Annotated in this window: 19 protein-coding genes, 3 tRNA genes, 2 rRNA genes and 2 pseudogenes; 2 read left to right on the top strand and 24 right to left on the bottom strand. The window is 29.5% G+C overall.

The window, feature by feature from the left end; genetic code table 11:
- Window positions 1–158: 158 nt before the first annotated feature.
- From D2A34_RS18855 to D2A34_RS18800, 11 genes and pseudogenes are all read right to left on the bottom strand, one after another.
- Entirely contained in the window at window positions 159–1,691 is a 1,533-nt protein-coding gene (locus tag D2A34_RS18855; RefSeq protein WP_119367596.1) for a response regulator transcription factor, read from the bottom strand.
- Between the two features lie 88 nt (window positions 1,692–1,779).
- The gene (locus D2A34_RS18850) at window positions 1,780–3,705 is read right to left on the bottom strand and encodes a cache domain-containing sensor histidine kinase (protein ID WP_243128373.1); all 1,926 of its coding nucleotides are present in this window, start codon (window positions 3,703–3,705) and stop codon (window positions 1,780–1,782) included.
- Between the two features lie 367 nt (window positions 3,706–4,072).
- Complete coding sequence (locus tag D2A34_RS18845; RefSeq protein ID WP_243128372.1) at window positions 4,073–5,911, bottom strand: M56 family metallopeptidase; 1,839 nt, start codon at window positions 5,909–5,911, stop codon at window positions 4,073–4,075.
- A 15-nt stretch (window positions 5,912–5,926) separates the two neighbouring features.
- Entirely contained in the window at window positions 5,927–6,301 is a 375-nt protein-coding gene (locus D2A34_RS18840) for a CopY/TcrY family copper transport repressor (protein WP_119367594.1), read from the bottom strand.
- A gap of 275 nt (window positions 6,302–6,576) precedes the next feature.
- A pseudogene (locus tag D2A34_RS18835) lies at window positions 6,577–6,681 on the bottom strand (GGDEF domain-containing protein); the annotation flags it as partial.
- Window positions 6,682–6,700: 19 nt separating this feature from the next.
- Complete coding sequence (locus D2A34_RS18830; protein ID WP_119367593.1) at window positions 6,701–7,531, bottom strand: formylglycine-generating enzyme family protein; 831 nt, start codon at window positions 7,529–7,531, stop codon at window positions 6,701–6,703.
- 183 nt (window positions 7,532–7,714) lie between these two features.
- A complete protein-coding gene (locus D2A34_RS18825; RefSeq protein WP_079440119.1) occupies window positions 7,715–8,353 on the bottom strand; it encodes a glycoside hydrolase family 11 protein in 639 nt (212 codons plus the stop codon).
- Between the two features lie 643 nt (window positions 8,354–8,996).
- A pseudogene (locus tag D2A34_RS18820) lies at window positions 8,997–9,245 on the bottom strand (flavin reductase family protein); the annotation flags it as partial.
- A gap of 123 nt (window positions 9,246–9,368) precedes the next feature.
- A complete protein-coding gene (locus D2A34_RS18810; RefSeq protein ID WP_207669027.1) occupies window positions 9,369–9,551 on the bottom strand; it encodes a hypothetical protein in 183 nt (60 codons plus the stop codon).
- Entirely contained in the window at window positions 9,541–9,930 is a 390-nt protein-coding gene (locus D2A34_RS18805; protein WP_119367592.1) for a carboxymuconolactone decarboxylase family protein, read from the bottom strand. Before D2A34_RS18805 ends, D2A34_RS18810 begins: the two co-directional genes overlap by 11 nt.
- 159 nt (window positions 9,931–10,089) lie before the next feature.
- A complete protein-coding gene (locus D2A34_RS18800; protein ID WP_119367591.1) occupies window positions 10,090–10,431 on the bottom strand; it encodes a winged helix-turn-helix transcriptional regulator in 342 nt (113 codons plus the stop codon).
- Window positions 10,432–10,596: 165 nt separating this feature from the next.
- Here D2A34_RS18800 and D2A34_RS18795 point away from each other — a divergent pair, with 165 nt between their 5' ends.
- Both D2A34_RS18795 and D2A34_RS18790 read left to right on the top strand, forming a co-directional pair.
- Complete coding sequence (locus tag D2A34_RS18795) at window positions 10,597–11,406, top strand: nitroreductase family protein (protein ID WP_119367590.1); 810 nt, start codon at window positions 10,597–10,599, stop codon at window positions 11,404–11,406.
- Between the two features lie 120 nt (window positions 11,407–11,526).
- The gene (locus tag D2A34_RS18790) at window positions 11,527–11,847 is read left to right on the top strand and encodes a hypothetical protein (RefSeq protein ID WP_119367589.1); all 321 of its coding nucleotides are present in this window, start codon (window positions 11,527–11,529) and stop codon (window positions 11,845–11,847) included.
- A gap of 184 nt (window positions 11,848–12,031) precedes the next feature.
- On the opposite strand, the gene D2A34_RS18785 is transcribed toward D2A34_RS18790, so the two are convergent.
- The 13 genes from D2A34_RS18785 to D2A34_RS18725 all read right to left on the bottom strand — a co-directional run.
- Window positions 12,032–12,562 carry a CDP-alcohol phosphatidyltransferase family protein gene (locus D2A34_RS18785; RefSeq protein WP_119367588.1) on the bottom strand — a complete coding sequence of 177 codons (531 nt, stop codon included), beginning with the start codon at window positions 12,560–12,562 and terminating at the stop codon, window positions 12,032–12,034.
- A 1-nt stretch (window position 12,563) separates the two neighbouring features.
- Window positions 12,564–12,821 (bottom strand): DUF2651 family protein, encoded by a 258-nt coding sequence (locus tag D2A34_RS18780; protein ID WP_119367587.1) that lies wholly within the window; start codon window positions 12,819–12,821, stop codon window positions 12,564–12,566.
- A 53-nt stretch (window positions 12,822–12,874) separates the two neighbouring features.
- Complete coding sequence (locus D2A34_RS18775; protein ID WP_182629425.1) at window positions 12,875–13,570, bottom strand: cysteine hydrolase family protein; 696 nt, start codon at window positions 13,568–13,570, stop codon at window positions 12,875–12,877.
- Between the two features lie 401 nt (window positions 13,571–13,971).
- Window positions 13,972–14,244 carry a hypothetical protein gene (locus D2A34_RS18770; protein ID WP_243128369.1) on the bottom strand — a complete coding sequence of 91 codons (273 nt, stop codon included), beginning with the start codon at window positions 14,242–14,244 and terminating at the stop codon, window positions 13,972–13,974.
- A gap of 325 nt (window positions 14,245–14,569) precedes the next feature.
- On the bottom strand, window positions 14,570–16,285 hold the full coding sequence (locus tag D2A34_RS18765; RefSeq protein WP_119367584.1) for a methyl-accepting chemotaxis protein: 1,716 nt from the start codon (window positions 16,283–16,285) through the stop codon (window positions 14,570–14,572).
- Window positions 16,286–16,501: 216 nt separating this feature from the next.
- The gene (locus D2A34_RS18760; protein WP_119367583.1) at window positions 16,502–17,389 is read right to left on the bottom strand and encodes an ABC transporter substrate-binding protein; all 888 of its coding nucleotides are present in this window, start codon (window positions 17,387–17,389) and stop codon (window positions 16,502–16,504) included.
- A gap of 174 nt (window positions 17,390–17,563) precedes the next feature.
- The gene (locus tag D2A34_RS18755; protein ID WP_119367582.1) at window positions 17,564–18,424 is read right to left on the bottom strand and encodes an ABC transporter substrate-binding protein; all 861 of its coding nucleotides are present in this window, start codon (window positions 18,422–18,424) and stop codon (window positions 17,564–17,566) included.
- Window positions 18,425–18,749: 325 nt separating this feature from the next.
- The gene (locus D2A34_RS18750; RefSeq protein ID WP_119367581.1) at window positions 18,750–19,169 is read right to left on the bottom strand and encodes a pyridoxamine 5'-phosphate oxidase family protein; all 420 of its coding nucleotides are present in this window, start codon (window positions 19,167–19,169) and stop codon (window positions 18,750–18,752) included.
- Between the two features lie 293 nt (window positions 19,170–19,462).
- A tRNA-Glu gene (locus tag D2A34_RS18745) sits at window positions 19,463–19,537 on the bottom strand.
- 25 nt (window positions 19,538–19,562) lie between these two features.
- Window positions 19,563–19,639, bottom strand: a tRNA-Asp gene (locus tag D2A34_RS18740).
- Window positions 19,640–19,643: 4 nt separating this feature from the next.
- Window positions 19,644–19,719 (bottom strand) — tRNA-Phe (locus D2A34_RS18735).
- Window positions 19,720–19,724: 5 nt separating this feature from the next.
- Window positions 19,725–19,841, bottom strand: a 5S ribosomal RNA gene (gene rrf / locus D2A34_RS18730).
- Between the two features lie 124 nt (window positions 19,842–19,965).
- Window positions 19,966–20,042, bottom strand: a 23S ribosomal RNA gene (locus tag D2A34_RS18725); the annotation flags it as partial.

Here is a 20,042-nt window from a genome sequence, read left to right as displayed (position 1 = left end):
AAACGTTTTCCATGATTTAATATTACTCCCTGGGGACACTTTTCCATATTCTATTATCATAAAAAAAGTGTAAAATTCTGATATAAATTTTACACTCACAACTAAGGAACATTAAAAAATTAACAAGTCCATTTGCCATACCATTTATTCTCATATGCCTAATATATCTTCATATATTCCTTTGGTGCCATCCCTGTGAGCTCCTTAAATACTTTGCAAAAATATTTAGAATCACAGTATCCAACCCGTTCAGCCACTTCATAAATCTTCATTTTCTTACCTGTCAATAATTCCTTTGCTTTATCAATTCTGATTTCTTTTAAATAATCTGAAAAACTTTTTCCTATTTCCTTTGTAAATAATCGACTTAAGTATTCTGGAGTTATATTCATTCCATTTGCTATTTCCTCAAGGGAAACTTTATCACTATAATATTCATTTATATAATTAATTGCTTTTCTTACAATCAATGAATTTACTTTAGTCCCCTCACCATTTCTTTCACATACTTTATCAATTACACGATTTAGCTGTTCTTCTAATTCATTAAATGTACAGCTAACTTTAATTGCATCTAAAATACCTTCATTTTCACATTCAATATACATGTTATTATTAAAACTCTTGGAAACTGTTAAAATCGAAAATATATATTTGCTGCAAACATCTATTACCTCAGTCGGATAGTAAACATTCTCCTTTAAATATGAAATAAATCTTTTATTAACATCTATTAATTTTATTTTATTATTATTTTTTATTGCATTTAATACTTCATTTTCAATTTTTATTGGGTAGCTACAGTGATTTATTTTTAATTTAGAAATTAATTCGTCATAAATTATTTCATCATTTCCAAGTACAATTGGCCACCTAGATAATATTTGAAGTTTATTAAATGAATCTCCTATTTCCTCTAATCCATTTAAATTTATAATACTAATAGCAATATCAGAAAAACCGCTTTTTCTTAAAATGTATAATAAGTTATACTTTAACATTTTAAGAAATTCAGTAAATATTTTTTCTGTATTTATTAAGATCGGTAAATAATTACATTCCTTTATAATTGAATAATAAAAAATATCGATCTCATAATTTTTCATAAAATTATATATCTCTTTTACTATAACTTCACTTTTCTCTTTATACTTAGTCCGTAAATACAAATTTACAAGATATATGTTTTCATCTTTTTTTATATCATCTTCAATAAATTTATATAACTCTTTTAAATTGTTACCTTTATTTAATAATATTTGTTCCAATATTTCTTCTTTAGATATACGATTTCCAAGCTGTAATGCTTTTTCTTTTTGTAAACTTAATTTTCTTTCAATTTGTTCCATACTAATTTTTAAATCACTATACGTTATTGGCTTCAATAAATATTCTTCAATTCCAAGCTTTATTCCCTTTTGTGCATATTTAAAGTCTGAGTATCCACTCAGTATAATAACATATGGGTTCTGACCATCCTCTTTGATTTTTTCAAGCATTTCTAATCCATTTAACTTAGGCATTTCAATATCAGTAAAAATCAGATCTGGTTTATGTTCTTTAGCTAATATTAAACCTTGTTCTCCATCAGATGCTTTTCCACAAACAACATAGTTATAATTAATCTTTCCGAGTAAATTCCCTAATCCTTCCCTGGCATTAATCTCATCTTCTACTATCAGAATTTTCATAACTCTTCCTCCTAAATATTAAAGCACGATCAAGATAATAATGAACCAGTATCCTTTTCTATTTTGTATCTTCAGTCTATTGTTTTTTTCATGTAACTAATGGAATTACTAATGAAATTGTAGTACCTTCCTGTTCTACACTTTCAATTTCAAATTTAGCATCTTCTCCATAATAAATTTTTATCCTATCGAAAACATTCTTTATGCCTAGATTTTCATCTTCATCCATTTCCAATTTTATGTTATTAATTATTTTTTCAAGCTTGTCCTTTTCAATTCCATTTCCGTTATCGTTAACTATAATTTTAATATGATTACCTTGAATTTTATTTATGCTGACATTTAAATTTCTTCCGTCATTGTAGCCTTTGAATCCATGAATAATAGAATTTTCGATTAAAGGCTGTAATATTAGTTTATGAATTCTGTAACTCAAAACGCTTTCATTCACCTCTAAATTAAGTATAAAACTATTATTAAATCTAAGCTGCTGTAAGTACACATATTTTTTCAACCACTCAACCTCATCATAAATAGCTACTTCTTTATTTATATCTCCTATACTATATCTTAGTATTTGAGCAAAATTTCCAATGGTATCACTAACTTCATAATTCTCATTTTTAATTGCCATCCAATTTATGCAATCTAAAGTATTATATAAAAAATGTGGATTAATTTGCGCAACAATTGCTTTTATCTCAGCCTCTCTTCGCTTATTTGATAATTCAACTATATAACGATTTTGATTCTTTACGTCTTCTACCAATATATTTATAGTTGATAACATTTCATTAAACTCGTCACCTATAAATGCCAATTCATCTTCAGTATTAAGCTCTATTTTCGCATTAAAATTACCTTTCTTAGCTTCTTTCATGCCATTGACAATAATTTCAACTGATTGGTAAAACTTGTTTGAAAATATTATAATAACGACCATCACGATGATTACAATTATCCCCAAGAATGCAAATGTTAAATTTCTTAATAGATTAACCTCATAAAACAAATTATCCTTATCAACAATATTAATTATCTTCCAACCAACACTATCTATAGGAATACTATTAACTGAAATATTTCTATTTGTAAAACTAGGAATTGAATAAATTAATTGATTAAGAGTTTTACTATTCTCTTTCCCATCAATTTCTGTACTTGCATAATCTTTTATATAGGTACCAATATATTTCTTATCTTCAAATGATATAATTCTTCCATCATTATTAACTATTATAGAGCACATATTTATTCTATCCTCAGGCAAATTTTCTTTATCCATTCCCACGTTACATATATCGGATAAAACCTGTTCGTCAAAGCTCATAATAATTATTCCCATTTCATTTTTAGTCCTTATATCCCTAACTCTTAAGCCCATATGGAACATATATTCAGATTTTCCTCCTATATAGCTATTAGGAGTTGTAGGCAATATAACTGGCGTATTGCTATTAGAAATTTCAGAATAAATTTCATTTTTAGCAGAATCGCTATATATATTCCATACTCTATTATTTATACCTTGATTACTTTTATCATAATATACATTTCTTCCGTCCTTCCCCACAAAAGTTATAGCCCTAATTTGACTTCTTGAATATGAGTAAGATCCGAAGGCATCTCTGATTTTATTAATAGATGCTGCCTTTTCAAATTCATTTCCATCGTTGAACATTTTCTCTAAATCCAAACAATCATTATCCGCTGCTATTCTGTATAAAGTATCCTTATAGTAATTCGTATCAGTTTCTATATTAGTTTTTATGTAAAATAAATTCCTATCTGTAAGATTTGTGATTTTCTTCTCAAGATAATGCTGTGATAGCTTATACAAAAACATTTGACTAAATACCATTGGTATAATTGAAATAATTATAAATATACTTAACAACTTTGCTTTTATACTATAACGTTTCCAATTGGAATAATATTTAATGTCTTTTTTTATTTTTTTTAAAAACCCCATTACTATTATCTCACCACTCTTTATTCTTCTAGTTGAATACATATATTATATTCCAATTTTTTACTATTAATCAATAGACAAATAGGGCTTTATAGTTTTTATTTATAGTAAACCATCCATACGATATAAGTTAGGATATAAATATAATTGAATATACTACAAAATCGAAACAAATTACCCCTAAGCCCGCATATTTCCTATAACTTTTTATATTGTTATCTTCTTAACTTTTTTCCTTTTTTAATTGTAAAAAAGTTTTCTTTAAAACCTTATTTCTTTTAAAAAAGGTTTATTTAAAACTTTAAAAATTTGTTTATTTGTAAAAAGTTTTCTTTAAATCTTTTGATGAAAAATAGCCATCCTTTACGAATGACTATTTCATTTAACTTATTTATGACGCTATTCCGTTTTATTCATTAACTTGCTTCAAAACATAGTACCAAGGAGTTGCTCCTCTTTCTATATAATCACCATTTTTCCATTCGAAGAACATATATTTAGAACCATTTATTTCTTTTATTATATATCTAGATGCTGTTTTTTCATTAGAATTTAGTACTAAATCTTTTGTCCAAGTTATATTTTTATCTTGAATTTCTCCATTTTCCTCAAATATTAAATTAGTTAAGTATAAATCTCCATTCCATGACTTTTTATCTGGATTGAAATTATCTATTTTCTCAACAAAATCAACACTTTCCCATTTTCCGATTGCCTCTGGATCATTTATAAAAGAGTAGTCAATTTTATCAACTCTCGTCTCTACTTCGTTCCCAGACATATTAGTATTAAGGGATGGTATAGAGCTAACCTTCTTTAATACATAATAACAAGGTTTCATTCCTCTAATAGTATAATCGCCACTTTTCCATTGAAAGAACATATAGGTTGCACCATCAAGTTCTTTAATTTCATAACTACTGTCGGTCTTATCTGCAGCATTAAGAATATGATTCTTTGTCCAGTTGAATACTGTTTTAGGTACCTTTCCATCCTCTGTAAAGTTTAGCTCCTTAACAAATAAATCACCTTTAAACCTCTTACTTTTAGTATCAAAATCTTCTATGCTATCAACAAAATCTACACTTTGCCACTTACCTATTATATTAGGATCATTAACAAAATTATAATCAATTTTATCTACATTTACAGCTTTATTTTTATTTGACGTAAAATTTGGAGACGCCTTTGCATCAGTAAGCACAATACCGCTAATTACAAGCAAAGATGCAAGTGCCATTGCAGAAAATCTATAAGCCTTCTTATTAAATAATTTTATCATAATAATTCTCCTTCTTACTTCAGATTTATTATTTGCTATTGAAGTTGTTCCAATTAAAGGAACTGATTTTGAAAAATGATCTATGATATTTATAATCGTAAAACCATATTCTCTAACTTCTTCATCTTCTGTGTAAGAAAGTGCAAGGGAATCACAACAAACTTCCATGTCTTCCTTCATTTTTCTTAGTCCGTATTGAACAACTGGATTGAACCAATAAATAACTTTTAAAAAAATAATTATCCAGTTTATAAATACATCTTTACGTTTTAAGTGAGATAATTCATGAAGAAATACATATCTTAATTTATCGGCAGATATTATCTCTTGAATGCCTTTAGGAATTAGAATTATAGGTTTAAAGTAACCGAATATTGCTGGAATCTTTACAATAGAAGTTTCTACTAACAACACATCTTTTTTTGTTTTCATCTTATTTTGGCAGTAACTTAATATTGATAAGAATTCATCATTATCTGATATAATCTCACCATTTATTTTGTCACTCAACTTTTTATATGCATAAAGAATATATGCTGAAATAACTAGTACTCCGATAAACCATATAAAACTCAAAATATTTGCGCTCGATAAATTAGAATTTACAACTTCATTGCTGCCTAAGTCCATGGAATTTATACTTCTTAGAATAACATCATGATTATAAATGGTACTATATTCACCACTCATTTCCACTAGTGTATTTCCAAAAGGTGATTTTGTACTAGAAAACAATAAAAGAATATTGTTCCCTACTTTATCTACAATATTGAATATACTGAAATCACTTTCTGGCAGCTTAAATATTGATAAACGTAGTATTACCAAGAACCATAACGCATATTGAAATTTTATTCCTAATTTGTTTCTAGCAAATTTTCTAAGGATTAGAATTAAACAAATTAAAATGCTAGCGGTAATAGATGTTTGGATTACTATTTTAAATAACTGATTAAAAAAATTCATAGCCGTATACATACACTATTTATTCCTCTCATCCAATATCCTTTTAAGGTCATCTATATCTTCTTTACTTAAATCACTTTCTTTTAAAAAACTTACTAACATATTTTTGATAGCACCGTTATAAACCTTACTTAAAAACGTTTGATTTTCAGCACGTATGCATTCATTTTCATTTACTAACGGATAATAAAGATATTTTCTACCTTCTTCTTTAAATCCAAGTGCATTTTTACTGACCAATCTGCTTATTAATGTCTTTATTGTTTTAGGCTTCCAATCTTTCGTACTTTCTAAAGCCTCAATAATTTGATTTGATGTACGTGGTGAATCTACCCATACAATTTTCATAACTTCCCATTCAGCCTCTGATATCTTAGGTATCTCTCCCATAACTCACACTCCTCTACTTCAAAATTACAATTGTAATCTTTCTTAAGTATACAACTGTAATCCACCTATGTCAATATATGTATTGGTAAAAATTTCTTTTGTTTTTTTCAAAAAAGGTTTCTTTAGGACAAGTTTTAAGGGAATATATAAAAGCAAGTTCATCACTTGCTTTTTTGATACATACTAAATTACGCAACAAAAAAATATCACATCATTCAAAATGAAGACATGATATCTTAATCCACTACTTGTTTTTATTGATTTGTAAACAAATGTTATTTATTATTTTCAACATTCTTTCTTAGTCTTTCTGCAATTTTAACATCCTTAGAGTCTGAACAATCCAATAATGTTATGGAGAACTCTTCGCCTCCCATTCTAGATACAACATCATATTATTTACTCACTACGACACACACGAAACCCTTGATCGGGCCCCATGCCATTTGCATCATATTTGCCTTGGAAAGACGACTCGCAGCTGGTTACATCACCAATCCAACCACCACCCTTACAAACTCTCACGGAGACGACACTAATATCCAAACCTTTGTACCAGTCCCAGCACCATTCCCGTACATTCCCTGACATATCGTAAAGTCCTAACTCGTTTGGTTTCTTACTACCAATAGATTTTGTTTTATCATTGTTATTTTCTATAGCAGGCCAATTCCAGTCTCCTGATAGGTATTTATCTCCAGCATTTCTCCAATACCAAGCTACTTCATCTGCTTTATTATTACCACTATATGTGTAATTCTTACTCATCTGACCTCCATCTGCAGCATATTCCCACTCTGCTTCTGTTGGCAGCCTATAACCATTAGTGCCTTCATTGATTGTTACTGTCCACTTTATATTATCGTTATTATTTTTGTTATCTGGATCTTTTTTATTCTTGTCTATATTGTAATATGGTTTTAATCCCTCTTTTATACTCCTTTTATTACAGTACTCAACGCATTCATACCAACTTACCATTTCTACCGGCAAATTACCTCCTTTAAATTGTGAAGGATTATTTCCCATTACATCACTCCACTCTTTTTGAGTCACTTCATACTTGCCGATATAAAAGTTTGAAATTTCTATGTTTTTTTCATAATAGTTGGACTTTGTATTAACGAAAGTCCCACCTTTGACTAATATAAGATTGTCCGATTTTACTTGGGAACAAGCGCTGAAAATAATCATAATTGCCATAGAAAGAAATATTAATAATTTTCTCATTGATGTATCTCCTTTAAACTTATGTGAAAAGTTATATATTGTGTTATACAATATTCAGATAGTCTTAAAATCGATCTGCTTGGCCAAAAATGTAGCTCTACAGGAATCTCTTCGTCTTCAGAAAGATAATATTTAAGTAATATGCAGGTAAGTATATTGTTCTATAATATAAGTCCTAAGCTGTTACCATACTGTTACGTTAGCACTTCCACTGCTTTGATATCCTTCTGTAGCTATTAATTGGTAAGCCCAGCTAGAGCCTAAAGCCATTCCTTTGCTTCCCCATGCGTCAGCATGGTTTTTCATAGTGATGGCGTTGTTTGTACCAGTTGATCTCTTAGATTGTCTAACACTCCAGAACTGTTGGAAAGTTGCAGTACCGTCAATTGATGGTTGATTAGTTCTAGTAGTTGTATATATGTCGTAAGTTCCTCCATCACTAGTTACAGTACCCTTATAAGTTCCAGTTGGTCTATAAGTACCCCAGTTATCAACAATGTAATATTCTATAAGTGAGTTTCTTGTCCACCCATATAGAGATATATACCCATTACCAGAAGGTGCAAATTGACCAGCATTGTAGTTTGCTACTCTAGTGTATGATCCTGAATTCCAGCCTTTACCTACAACGAAGTTTCCACAATTTGACCATGTAACACTATAGTTACCACCAGAACCATTAACAGCATTTACTGTTCCGCCACCATCAGTCCAATTTTGCCAATAGTCTGTCGCTGCATTCGCGTTTACGTTTACAAAAGAAAGCGCAAGTGTACAACACATTAATGATGCCAAAAATAATTTTAATCCTCTTTTTTTCATTCTTCATTTCCCCCTCTAGATTGTAACTATTCAGTTACCTTATAATCTTAAATAGTTCTATTTGTTATCTACTTACCTGCATACTATTTGAATATTACCTCTTAAAAATCACTCTCTTTCATTTTTTATTCGTTGTTTTCCAGTACGTAATTTATCCTATGTAACATTTCTAAAGCTTTCATCTGTCACCCCCTTTATAAAAAGAATTTTTCATAAAAAAAAACAAAAGTATTGATTTTAGATATCTTTCCAATAATCAGTTAAAACCGATCTGCTGTAATAAAAACCTCAAAAAGTATTAATATTTTGTCAATTAACGGTGAAACTTTAAGTAAAAAAGATATGTCTCTTAGAAGATTAAGAAATTTTGCTATAACATTCCTCATAGCAGTAGTAAAAACATGCGGTCGTACAGAATTTTATATACTTAATTAATTCGAATTAACTTTACATTTATTTTACTAAAACTCTTTTTAGTTGGAAACCTAACAAATTATAGTTTTTATACCATTTTTTATATATATTTTATTTTATATTCCAAAAGTTAGGTTTGAGAGAATTTTTAATTTAAATCCAATAATCCCATATAATTAAATGAATTTAGTATTATGCGCATAATCTGAATTAAAAACTTCGGAATATATTATTCAATTATATATACACTTATAATTTCTCCATGGTAAGCTGTGTGAAAATCCCTGTTTGCACCATGAAATGTGCTTTCAACATCTTGAGGGTAAAATTTATTTTTATTTTCTTCTTTAACTTCACTCTCATCTTGTTTTTGTTTATATATAACCCTACACTCAAGTGTAAGTGGAAGTTCCTTAATAGAAGGAACTGTAATGCTATTATGTGATCCCAGCGTCAAGTTTAATTCCTTAATCTTATCACTTATCTGAACAAATATATGAACTTTCCCAATCAGCATATCCATCGAAAATAAACACTATTACTTCTTTTTTCATTTTAGCACTTCCTTTCTTAAATTATTTTACAATAAAAAAGATGACACCTATCTGTCATCTTTATATAGTGCATTTATTCTTTTTATTCGAGTTTTTATTATTTCTTTTAGTCCGAGTGGCTCTATAGCTTTAACTTTATTTTGCAGACTGAAAATTAAATTAGCAGCCCATTCTAAATCAGAAACAGATAACACGCTTTCTCCATTCCTAAGTAATAAACTATGATCCACTTTCATTGGTCGAATTTATCTCTTGCAACCTTATCTCCGCTGCTTTAATTGCCTCAACACCTGTTTTACACAATACATTTATGCCTTTAACAATAGTTACAATTACAAATGCCTCTACTAATTCTTCCATAGTTAGCCCTGCTTCTATAGCGGCAACAGCATGTGCCTTTGCTCCACTTACTTCATCGTCTAAACTATCTAATATAGTGAAAATTAACTCCCTAGTCTTCTTAGGTAAATGTCCATTTTCAATTGACTCACGCATTGCTAAATATCCTCTTAATCCATCCGGAGAATACTTGGAAAGCGCTTCAGCAAATGGTGGATTCCATTTCAAATCATTTTTATAATAGTTAATTATACTTTCAAAATCGTTCATGACTAAATTATACCTCGATTCTATTTTATTCCTCATTAATTTAATAGATAGAAGCTTATCTTATAAATTTTTTCTTAACTTTTATCTTGTTTTTTTACAGATTGAATTTTATTTCACCCTCTTTCAATACTCATTTTCTAACTATTATAACTCAATTATTTATTCTTTTTCACGCCTGATTAAACCCGAATAGTCAACTGCCCACTTACATAGATCGGTTAAAACTGGCAAAAGACTTCTTCCATAATCCGTAAGCGAATATTCCACTTTAGGCGGAATTTGATTATAAATAACTCTATTTATTAACTGACTTTCTTCTAAAGATCTAAGCTGTTGTGTTAACATTTTTTGTGTAATATTAGGCAAACTTCTTTTTAACTCATTAAAACGCATAGTTCTTTTTCCTAAATGCCAAATAATAACTGGCTTCCACTTACCTCCGATGATATCTAATGTTAATTCCATAGAACAATTATATTTAATACCTTTAAATTCTATCATTATTAACTCCTTATATATTCAAGCACTGCTGTATAGTATACAAATGGTAACTACGTTTCTACAAAGTGCGTACTTGATAATAGTAATATAATCATATAAATTATATTACATTACAACAACTTGAATATAAAGTAGAAATTGTTAAATAATTAGGAGTGAAATTCAATGAGTTTAATTAATGTAGACCAATCTAAATGTATTAAATGTGGAATTTGTACAAGTGTGTGCCCTTCCGCTGTTTTATCTCTTGACAAAACTGGGCCTAAAGTAACTGCTGCAAATAACTGTATTGCCTGTGGCCAATGTGTTGCTGTATGCCCTTGTGAAGCATTAGATAATATAAAATCGCCTATTGCTGAGCAAACTGATATAGAAAGCTTTCCAGTTATTAATTCAAAAACGGCAGAACATTTTCTTAGATCACGACGTTCAATACGTTGCTATAAAGATATTTCTGTACCTAGAGAAAAATTATTAGAATTAACCAAAATTGCTCATTATGCGCCTACTGCTAGTAATAGCCAAGGTATTTCTTATATTATTGTTGAAAATAAGAGTGTTTTAGAAAATGCAAGTAAAATTACATTTGAATGGATGGAAAGCCAGCTTAATAATTCTCCTCACTGGAGCTTCTCAAGACATGTTAAAAACTATAAAGCTACTGGAATAGATACAGTATTACGTAATGCCCCTCATCTTATTTTAGCAACAGCTCCAAATAACTTTAAAAATGGGAGAGAGAACACTATTTCTCAGCTTACTTATGTTGAATTATATGCAACTACTATTGGATTAGGTTCATGTTGGGCTGGATTGTTTGAAATGTGTGCCTTTTCAAATTATTCACCACTACTTTCTTTATTTAATATACCTGGAGACAGAGTTATTACAGGAGCTATTATGGTTGGATATCCAAAATATAAATACAATAAACTAGTTAATAGAAATACATTAAATATTGCGGTTATTAACTGACGGTTTCAATACCAGGCTAATAATGTCCTGTATTCATTTAAAATTCTGAATATTTATTATTTATTCTCACATAATAAAGAGGTACTTAGTTTAATAATAATTTTTAAGGTGGTTATACCAATGAAAAGATTTAGTGTAATATTGTTTATTTTTTTATTAATATCACTTAACATAAATTCGATACATTCTTCTGCTCAACTTTCAAACTTTTCACAAGGTTTCTATACTATGAAAGATCTAGGTTTAAGTGAAAACATTCCTTATTCTGTTCAAAATCTTTCTCCTTATAATAGAGGAGTGGTTATAGTAATGGATGAAAATCAAATGATTCAGCAACTTTTACGCATACAGCCTTCATCTCCCAAGTATACCTTAACTCCTCTTAAAAATTCATTTAGGTTTATAATATATGGAGATGGTGTTCAATTAGCTTTCTCTTAAAAGACACTTTTCAGTGTCTTTTAGCTTTTCCTATTTATTCTATAATTAAGGCATACAATACATTTAGCAGCACATTCTAGATTAGAAACAGAAAAGTTAAATCAGAACTTTCATCTTAGAAATTTCAAACCTTTCCTACTACACAATATTCTTTACATATGATTGCCTAAACTTCAGATCGATCTTACTTTTTGAATATACTTTGTCTATCTAATTGTAGTTGACTTGATATTAGATTAATAATTAATTCCTCAATCGCTGATATTATTGCTATAACACATATTATATACATTAATCCAACTGTATTAAGATAATGAAACAATATTGGAAATAGAAATAAAATTATACCAGTAATCTTATTTCCATAAGTGTGAATACTTGCAAAGGTTTTATATTTTTTTAGCGCTACAATCATCGATGATAATCTAATAATAGCAATTACAATAATCCAAATGATAATTTCAATTGCAGGATTTATGATTGGATAAAGCAAAAGTAATACTACACCTATCATTATCATGTCAGCAACAGAATCAAGCTTTGCACCAAGTATACTTGTTGTTCTTGTCGTTCGCGCTATAAACCCATCCATTATATCACTGAAGCCACAAATAATATATATTACATAAAAAGCTACACTTAGTGGTTCAATAAAAATCAAAGTTAGAGAAAAAATTATTCTACAAAACGTTATGTAATTCGGTATTGTTTTCATCTCACCACCTCATCCGAAGTACATAATCTGCAATAAGTGTCCCAACTAATGAAATACCTGTGTAAACAAAACACCATATCAGAAAAGATGAATTAAATATGGTAAATGTAGCAATTAAATAGCCTATAAAAACAACACTTAAAATAATTATTTTTTTCTTAATTAAAAGTTGGGACAATAAGGATATTATAAATGTAAATAGTGGAAGTATAATTAAAATCATTCCAAATGGATTATCGTTAATGCTAAAGGTCGACATATATTTCCTCCTCCAGAATATAGGAATATTGCATACTACTAGAATTAGCCCTATTACTTCAGTTCAACAATCCCTATCCCTTTCTTAATATATTTCTTTACTATGTGTTTCATCAAAATACCATTTGTAGTAACAATTGCATCTTTAACTACATTTACTTTATATTTTCTTTTAAGTCCTCCTAGTGCCGTTCTATATACACAAGTAGCTGCATCTAGTCCTGTCAGATATATTGTATCAATCTCATTTTCTACAAGGTATTTTGAAAACTCTTTTGATGTGAAAGCATCCTGTTGATGCTTAACAAAAATTTTACCATCAACAATTTTAAGCTGCCTGTTGAGTTCTGTGCCATCTTTATTAGCTAGAAGCCTACCACCTGTAACAAGAGCTGCAAATGGCCATTCAATAATTGTGAATTCTTGACAAACATAAATGATTTTATAGTTCATTCTTATAGCATAGTCAATGGAATCATTCACCTTATTCAAAAATTTCAAGTAATCTTTATACATACCGCTCTCTCCACACATGCCCTCCTGCGCATCCATAACAATCAGCGCTTGTTTAGGATCTTTATAATTTGTTATTTCTCTTCCACATGATGTTCCAAAAAAGAAAATAAATCGAATTAAAAGTGGTAAACTAACAAGCAGAAAAGTAAATGGTTTTAAAAAGATTCCAACAAGAGTAAGTACAACAGTAGCAACAATCCTTATGAGTGCATATTTTATTTTCACTTTATTCATGAGTTTCATTTCTCCTAATATTATTATTTTTTACCAATCTTTTATCATAACAATATCATTTAGTACAAATTTAAAATAGTGATAAAAATTATATTTTACCAATGACAATTGTCATATAATTCGACTATTAGGAGCTAACTAAAATATTATATTATTAAATTTCTAATTAAAACTCTGAATCAAAATTAATTTTCTTTATTATCCCCCTTGATTTATAGATAGTACACAAGTTAATATAAAATTGCAAAATGGACTTGGTGGTAGCTATGGCTACTGCCTTTTTTTATTTTATTAAAAAATAAAGGCATATTAAGCATCTCTACATAATCTACCTTTATAACGTTTACAAATATTGCATCTGAATGAAAATTTCTCAATATCTTACTTTATGATAATTTATTTTACAGTATGCTTTCGATACTTTTAATTATAGGATCTCCTACTAGAGGTTTATATATCATAATTTTCGCTATACCTTCTGGCCCATTAGGACCCAAAACTCTTAATTTGCATATAAAGCAATAATTTGTTCCATTTACAACTTGAGTGGCTAACATTTCTGGCTCGTAATCTGCACTTACCAATCCATTTAGAGCTGTCTTAAGAACTTTGATATCTCCATCTGTTATACTATTATGGACTCTCCACCCTCCTGGTATTCTCACAATAATCATTCCCCCAATTTTATATATTTTAACTTAAGAAAATAAATTATATAATCCTCAAATTATTACTATTATATTCACTCTTCATAATCAAATTCACCTATTTTAAAACAAAATTTAGGAATAATCTTTTACGGATAATAGTTTAACTTATGTTTATAATAAATACAAGAAATATTCCCATTTAAAAGATAGGCATATTAGATTCCAAAAAAATATGGACGTATAAAAAGCAATGTATAAAACAAGAGGCTGATTACTTATTTCTATTTTGTAATCAGCCTCTTATTTTAAGTTTTTTAATTGATTGATTTAACTGTCATTTATATATAAACTATACCTTAAATTTCTGTACCATTTCATTAAGTTTTTGTGCAAGCTCTGCTTGACTTTGTGCTGTCAATGCTACTTGTTCTATTGCTTTTGTAGTTTCACCCATGCTATCTTTTATCATATCAGCTTCTTCACTTGATTTTTGTGAAGTTTGCGCCATATTTTGAACAGCTTCACTGACTTGTCCAACAGTTGCTGAGATTTCTTCTGACATAGCCGCAATCTCTTCTGACATGTTGCTTACAAAGTTTGAATCATTATAATACTTATTACCTGTTTCATTATAAGCATTAAATTGTTCATTTATATCTGTATTTATAAATTCTAATATATCGCTGCCTGCATTAATACTGCTATCAAATGCATACTGAACTTTAGAGATAGTACCTTGAATATTTATTACTGCATCAGAGGATTGCTCTGCAAGTTTTCTGACTTCTTCAGCCACTACTGCAAACCCTTTACCTTGTTCTCCTGCCCTAGCCGCTTCAATTGCAGCATTTAATGCAAGCAAATTTGTTTGCTCGGCTATACTTCCAATAGTTTCTGCCATAACTTTTATAGTTTCTACTACTTTTCCATCTTCGATAGCTTTCTGCATCTTTTCTTGTTTATCAGCATACACTGTTCTCGTATTTTCCATTGCCTTTTGGCTATTGTTTTTAACTTCTGTAGATCTTCTTTTAGACTCATTTGCATTATGACTTCCTTCCATAGCTTTAGAAGAAAGTACAGTAACACTTGAATCCACTTCTTCAATAGATGCACTTATTTCCTCTGTAACAGCACTGGATTCCTGCATTGCAAAAGCGATAGAATCTACTGCTCTATCTATTTCAATAGCCTTTGAAGATAGTTCTTCAACTGTTGCTGAAAGTTCTTCGGAAGATGCACTTAAATCCTGTGAATTTTCCATAATTGCTTTTACTAAGCTGCTTACATTTTCTTGTGCAGCATTTAAAGCTGCACCTGTTTGTCCAAATTCATCTTTTCTTGTTATAATAATTGGAGTTGAAAAATCATAACTCGATAATCCTTGTGCAAAATCTCTTATCTTTTTTAATGGCCCTATTATATTTTTACTTAACATATACGCAATAAAAAGAATAATTAAGAAGGCTACGGCTGTAACAATTATTATTGTATATCTAACACTACTAAATTGAGCTGCATTATCTAAATTAGCTTGTTTAGCAGCATTGGAATTTACCTCAATACATTGTTCTATGTTTTTAAGCAAAGAATCTTTTATTTTAGTTAGTTCACCATTGCTAATTTTAACCGCTTCATCATAATCACCTTTTTTTGCAGAATCAATTGCATTATTTCTTACTTGAATATATTTAGCTAAGTCATTTTTTAATGCCTCATAAATTTGTTTTTCTTCCTCTGATGTAATTAAGCTCTCAAATTCTATCATAATTTTATCATTTGTTGCATCTATATCATTTATAGTCTTTACATAATCATTTATTTTTGAATTATCTCTTTCAAAAACTAGCCTATTGTAGGTAGCTCTCATGTTATTAATATTTCCTTTAATTTCTCCTAAATCCCTAATAGAAAATAAATACGAGCTATACAAATTCTGAGCACTATTATTTATTTTTCCAGCACTCGTAATACCTTCTGCCCCGATTGCAATCATAAAAATACAAATCACTGAAAATACTGAAACAAGTTTATTTTTAACACCTAGATTAACAAAAAATTTCATTTTAATTCTCCCCTTCTTCTCCATAGTATATTCTTAAAACATTTACCAAAAGTAGTTTAAAATAATTTAAAACTTTAAGTATAACTTAATAATTGCTATTTACCTTATACATACATCGTCTCTTAATCGACATATTATAAAGTCATCTCCAATTTTACTTTATTCTGTAACATCTTTCAACCTATTATTGCACAACTTACTTTTTCAAACTCTTCACTATTCTTCTGACGCACAACATTTTTGATTTGAAATCATATTATTTTTATCCAATCCATACTCTTTAATAATAGTATAAAGAGTACCATCCGCCTTCATTTCATTAATTATTTTATTTATTTCCTTTACAATAGAAATATGATTTTTTCTAACTGCAATTCCTATATTTCCAGGCAACTCCGGAGTATAGTCTTTTAATGTTCTCAATAAAAGTTTATTATCTTTTGCTAATAAGCTGTCTACTACTATACCATCAGCTAGGCCCGCGTGAATCCTTTCATTATTTATTTCCATTAATAAGTCAGATGTATTCTCAAAAATCACTACCTCTTTTAATAAATTATTTTCCTTCCAATTTTGCGCTAATTCCATAAATACTGTTCCTTTTTCTACCCCAACTATTGAATTTTTTAAATCATCCATAAAATTAATCTTTGAATATTTAGGAACAACAACAGTTTCAGCTTCTTTATATAAAGGCTCACTAAATGTCACAATCTCTTCACGCTTAGGTGTTATATATATTCCCCCAGCTGCCATGTCTATACTATCATCAGTATTTAATTTCTCTAATAAATTTGAAAATACTGTTTCCCTCATATCAACTTTATTTACACCCATGCGCTTTGCGATTTCATTTATTATATCTGCATCAATTCCTGATATTTTCTTTGTTTCTGAATCTATATAAAAAAAAGGATAATCATATAGAGGAGTAGCAACAGTTATTACTCCTTTTTCTTTTATTGTTTGCAATCTGTCTTTTTCTATTGAGACATTCGCTATTTCAGTTTTACTATAATTTTTTGTAGTAGTACCTCCAAGTATCATTCCTGTAAAATTTATAATAACAATTGATATTAACAATTTATGTGATATTTTTCTCATAAAAATCTCCTCCATAAATCATGTTATTTTATCTATAAGGTTGCTCATTCTGTATATCTTTATATTTCTAACTCTATATGTAATCACTCTACCATGATTATCTAGTATTATCATCCTAAACCACCCATTTATGCTATAACTATATACCTCTTAAAACTGATCATAAAGATAAAGCTAATTAATCATATTCTCTTTATCAAGTCCATTCTCTACGAGAATAGCATATAGAGTGCCATCTGCTTTCATCTCATTAATCTTTTCATTAAATGCATTTAACAATGCTGTATCATTTTTTTCAATTGCTATTCCCACATTTCCAGTTACTTCAGGCGTATAATCCTTTAGTATCCTCAATAAAAGATTTTTGTCTTCTAATAAAAGATGTTTTACAATAACAGAATCTACAATACCTGCGTCAATTTTATAATTATTTATAGCATTTAATAAGTCAGATGGTGTCTCAAAAATTTCTATATCTTTTATTAAGTTATCTTTTTTCCACCTTTCTGCCTGTGTCACAAATACTGTTCCTTTCTCTACCCCAATTACTGCATTCTTTAAATCACTCATAAAATTAATTTTCGAAAATGTCGGAACTACGATAGCCTCTGATCCCTTATATAAAGGCTGAGTAAATGATACTATCTCCTCACGACTTGGAGTTATATATATACCTCCGGCTGCAATATCTATGCTGTCATCATTTTTTAGTTCTTCTATTAGTTCTGAGAATGGTGATACCTTTATTTCAATTTTATTAATTCCAAGTCGATTTACGATTTCGGTTACTATATCAGCATCAATTCCTGATATCTTATGCGTTTTAGGATCTAAATAAAAGTATGTAATATCCTTTAATGGTGTAGTAACAGTTATTTTTCCTTTTTCTTTTATAGTTTCCAATTTATCTTTTTTCACTGACTCAGTTACATTTGTTATTTGACTATTATCTATTGTAGCAGCACCTTCAAGTATTATTCCTATAAAATTTATAATAGTAATTAATGTTAATAATTTCCGTAATATTTTTCTCATATAAATCTCCTTTAAATCTCCTTTAAATGAATCATTTGAATTTATGAGGTTTACTACTGCATCACACAAAATAAAGCAGTAGTTTTATTCATACTACTGCTATTTTGCTATAAACTATTAATTTTTAAACATAAATTTTAGATAACTTATATATCGAAATTTAAAACTAACTCATTTAATATTTCTGCATCATTAATCTGCTACTACATTTATTTAATTAGCGCTTTCTTTAATCTCAATTAATTGGTGAATACTATCAGTTGAATTTGAAGCTAATTGAGTTATTCCTGCTGAAAGCTTAGTCAGCTCGTTTATATAAACTTTATTATAATATTCCCTTTGCTTCTTTCCAGTCGACCAACAGATTATAGCGTTGTGTTCTGAAGCGTAAAACACAATAATTAGCGTCTTCTGGACCACTGAAATGATTAGCAAGGCCACCATACCACATTTCTTTTTTTACATCTGAGTCGTTCAATATTTCTATAGTACCAACAAGGGTAATATTATAATTGTCAGCATTAAAACAAACGCTGGCCCTATTACACTTGTTAATTCTATTGGTTCTTGTACCTCCAAGACCAGTACAGAATGTAATCCAATTAATACCACCTGCCTTTGAAGCAGTTATTGTAGATGCTGTTGGATAACCATCCAAATCAACTAGTGACAATACGCAATAAGAAGCCTCTCCTGTATTTTTCTCTACAATTTCTCCAGCCCTTTTAATGATTTCCTCATTCATTTTTCATCCTCCTTATCCTATATTACTCCGCAAAAAGATACCAATTAATACTTCCCTTTGATTATTACTCACTTATATCTCATTTTTCTGAAGAATATCACTTCTACTATACCATAAAACGTCGTTTTCCTTACATAATAATTAATCAAATTACATATATTGTAATTTGATTCCGTTTGCTTGTCAATCTTATATCATTTTCCAATGAAATTTACAAAGAATAGTCAATAATAATTTAATGATTTTATTGAAAAAAAATAAGTCCTAGCTTATGCTAGAACTTATTTCCTACTTGGTGACTCCTAGGGGAATCGAACCCCTGTTACCACCGTGAAAGGGTGGTGTCTTAACCGCTTGACCAAGGAGCCATATTAAGTTTTATTTAAATTAAATTGGCGACTCAGAAGGGGCTCGAACCCTCGACCTCCGGCGTGACAGGCCGGCACTCTAACCAACTGAGCTACTGAGCCATTATGGTGGCTCGAACTGGAATCGAACCAGTGACACGAGGATTTTCAGTCCTCTGCTCTACCGACTGAGCTATCGAGCCATCTTACCTCGCAACGTCCTACTCTGCCACACAGTCGCCCGTGCAGTACCATCGGCGCTATAGACCTTAACTTTCCTGTTCGGAATGGGAAGGAGTGTTACCTCTATGCCATCATCACGAGATTAAGTGAGTTCCCAAATCTTCGATTTGGTTGAACGAACTTATGCAAATCACGCTAGTGATTTGTATTACTTGTTCTTTCAAAATTGCACATAGTTCTTTAATGTATTACAACTTGATTATTTATTGGTCAAGCCCTCGACCTATTAGTATCAGTCAGCTAAATATGTTACCATACTTACACCTCTGACCTATCAACCTTG

This window comes from Clostridium chromiireducens, assembly GCF_003575225.1.
GTDB lineage: Bacteria > Bacillota > Clostridia > Clostridiales > Clostridiaceae > Clostridium > Clostridium chromiireducens.
This window is presented reverse-complemented; position numbering and strand designations above follow the sequence as displayed.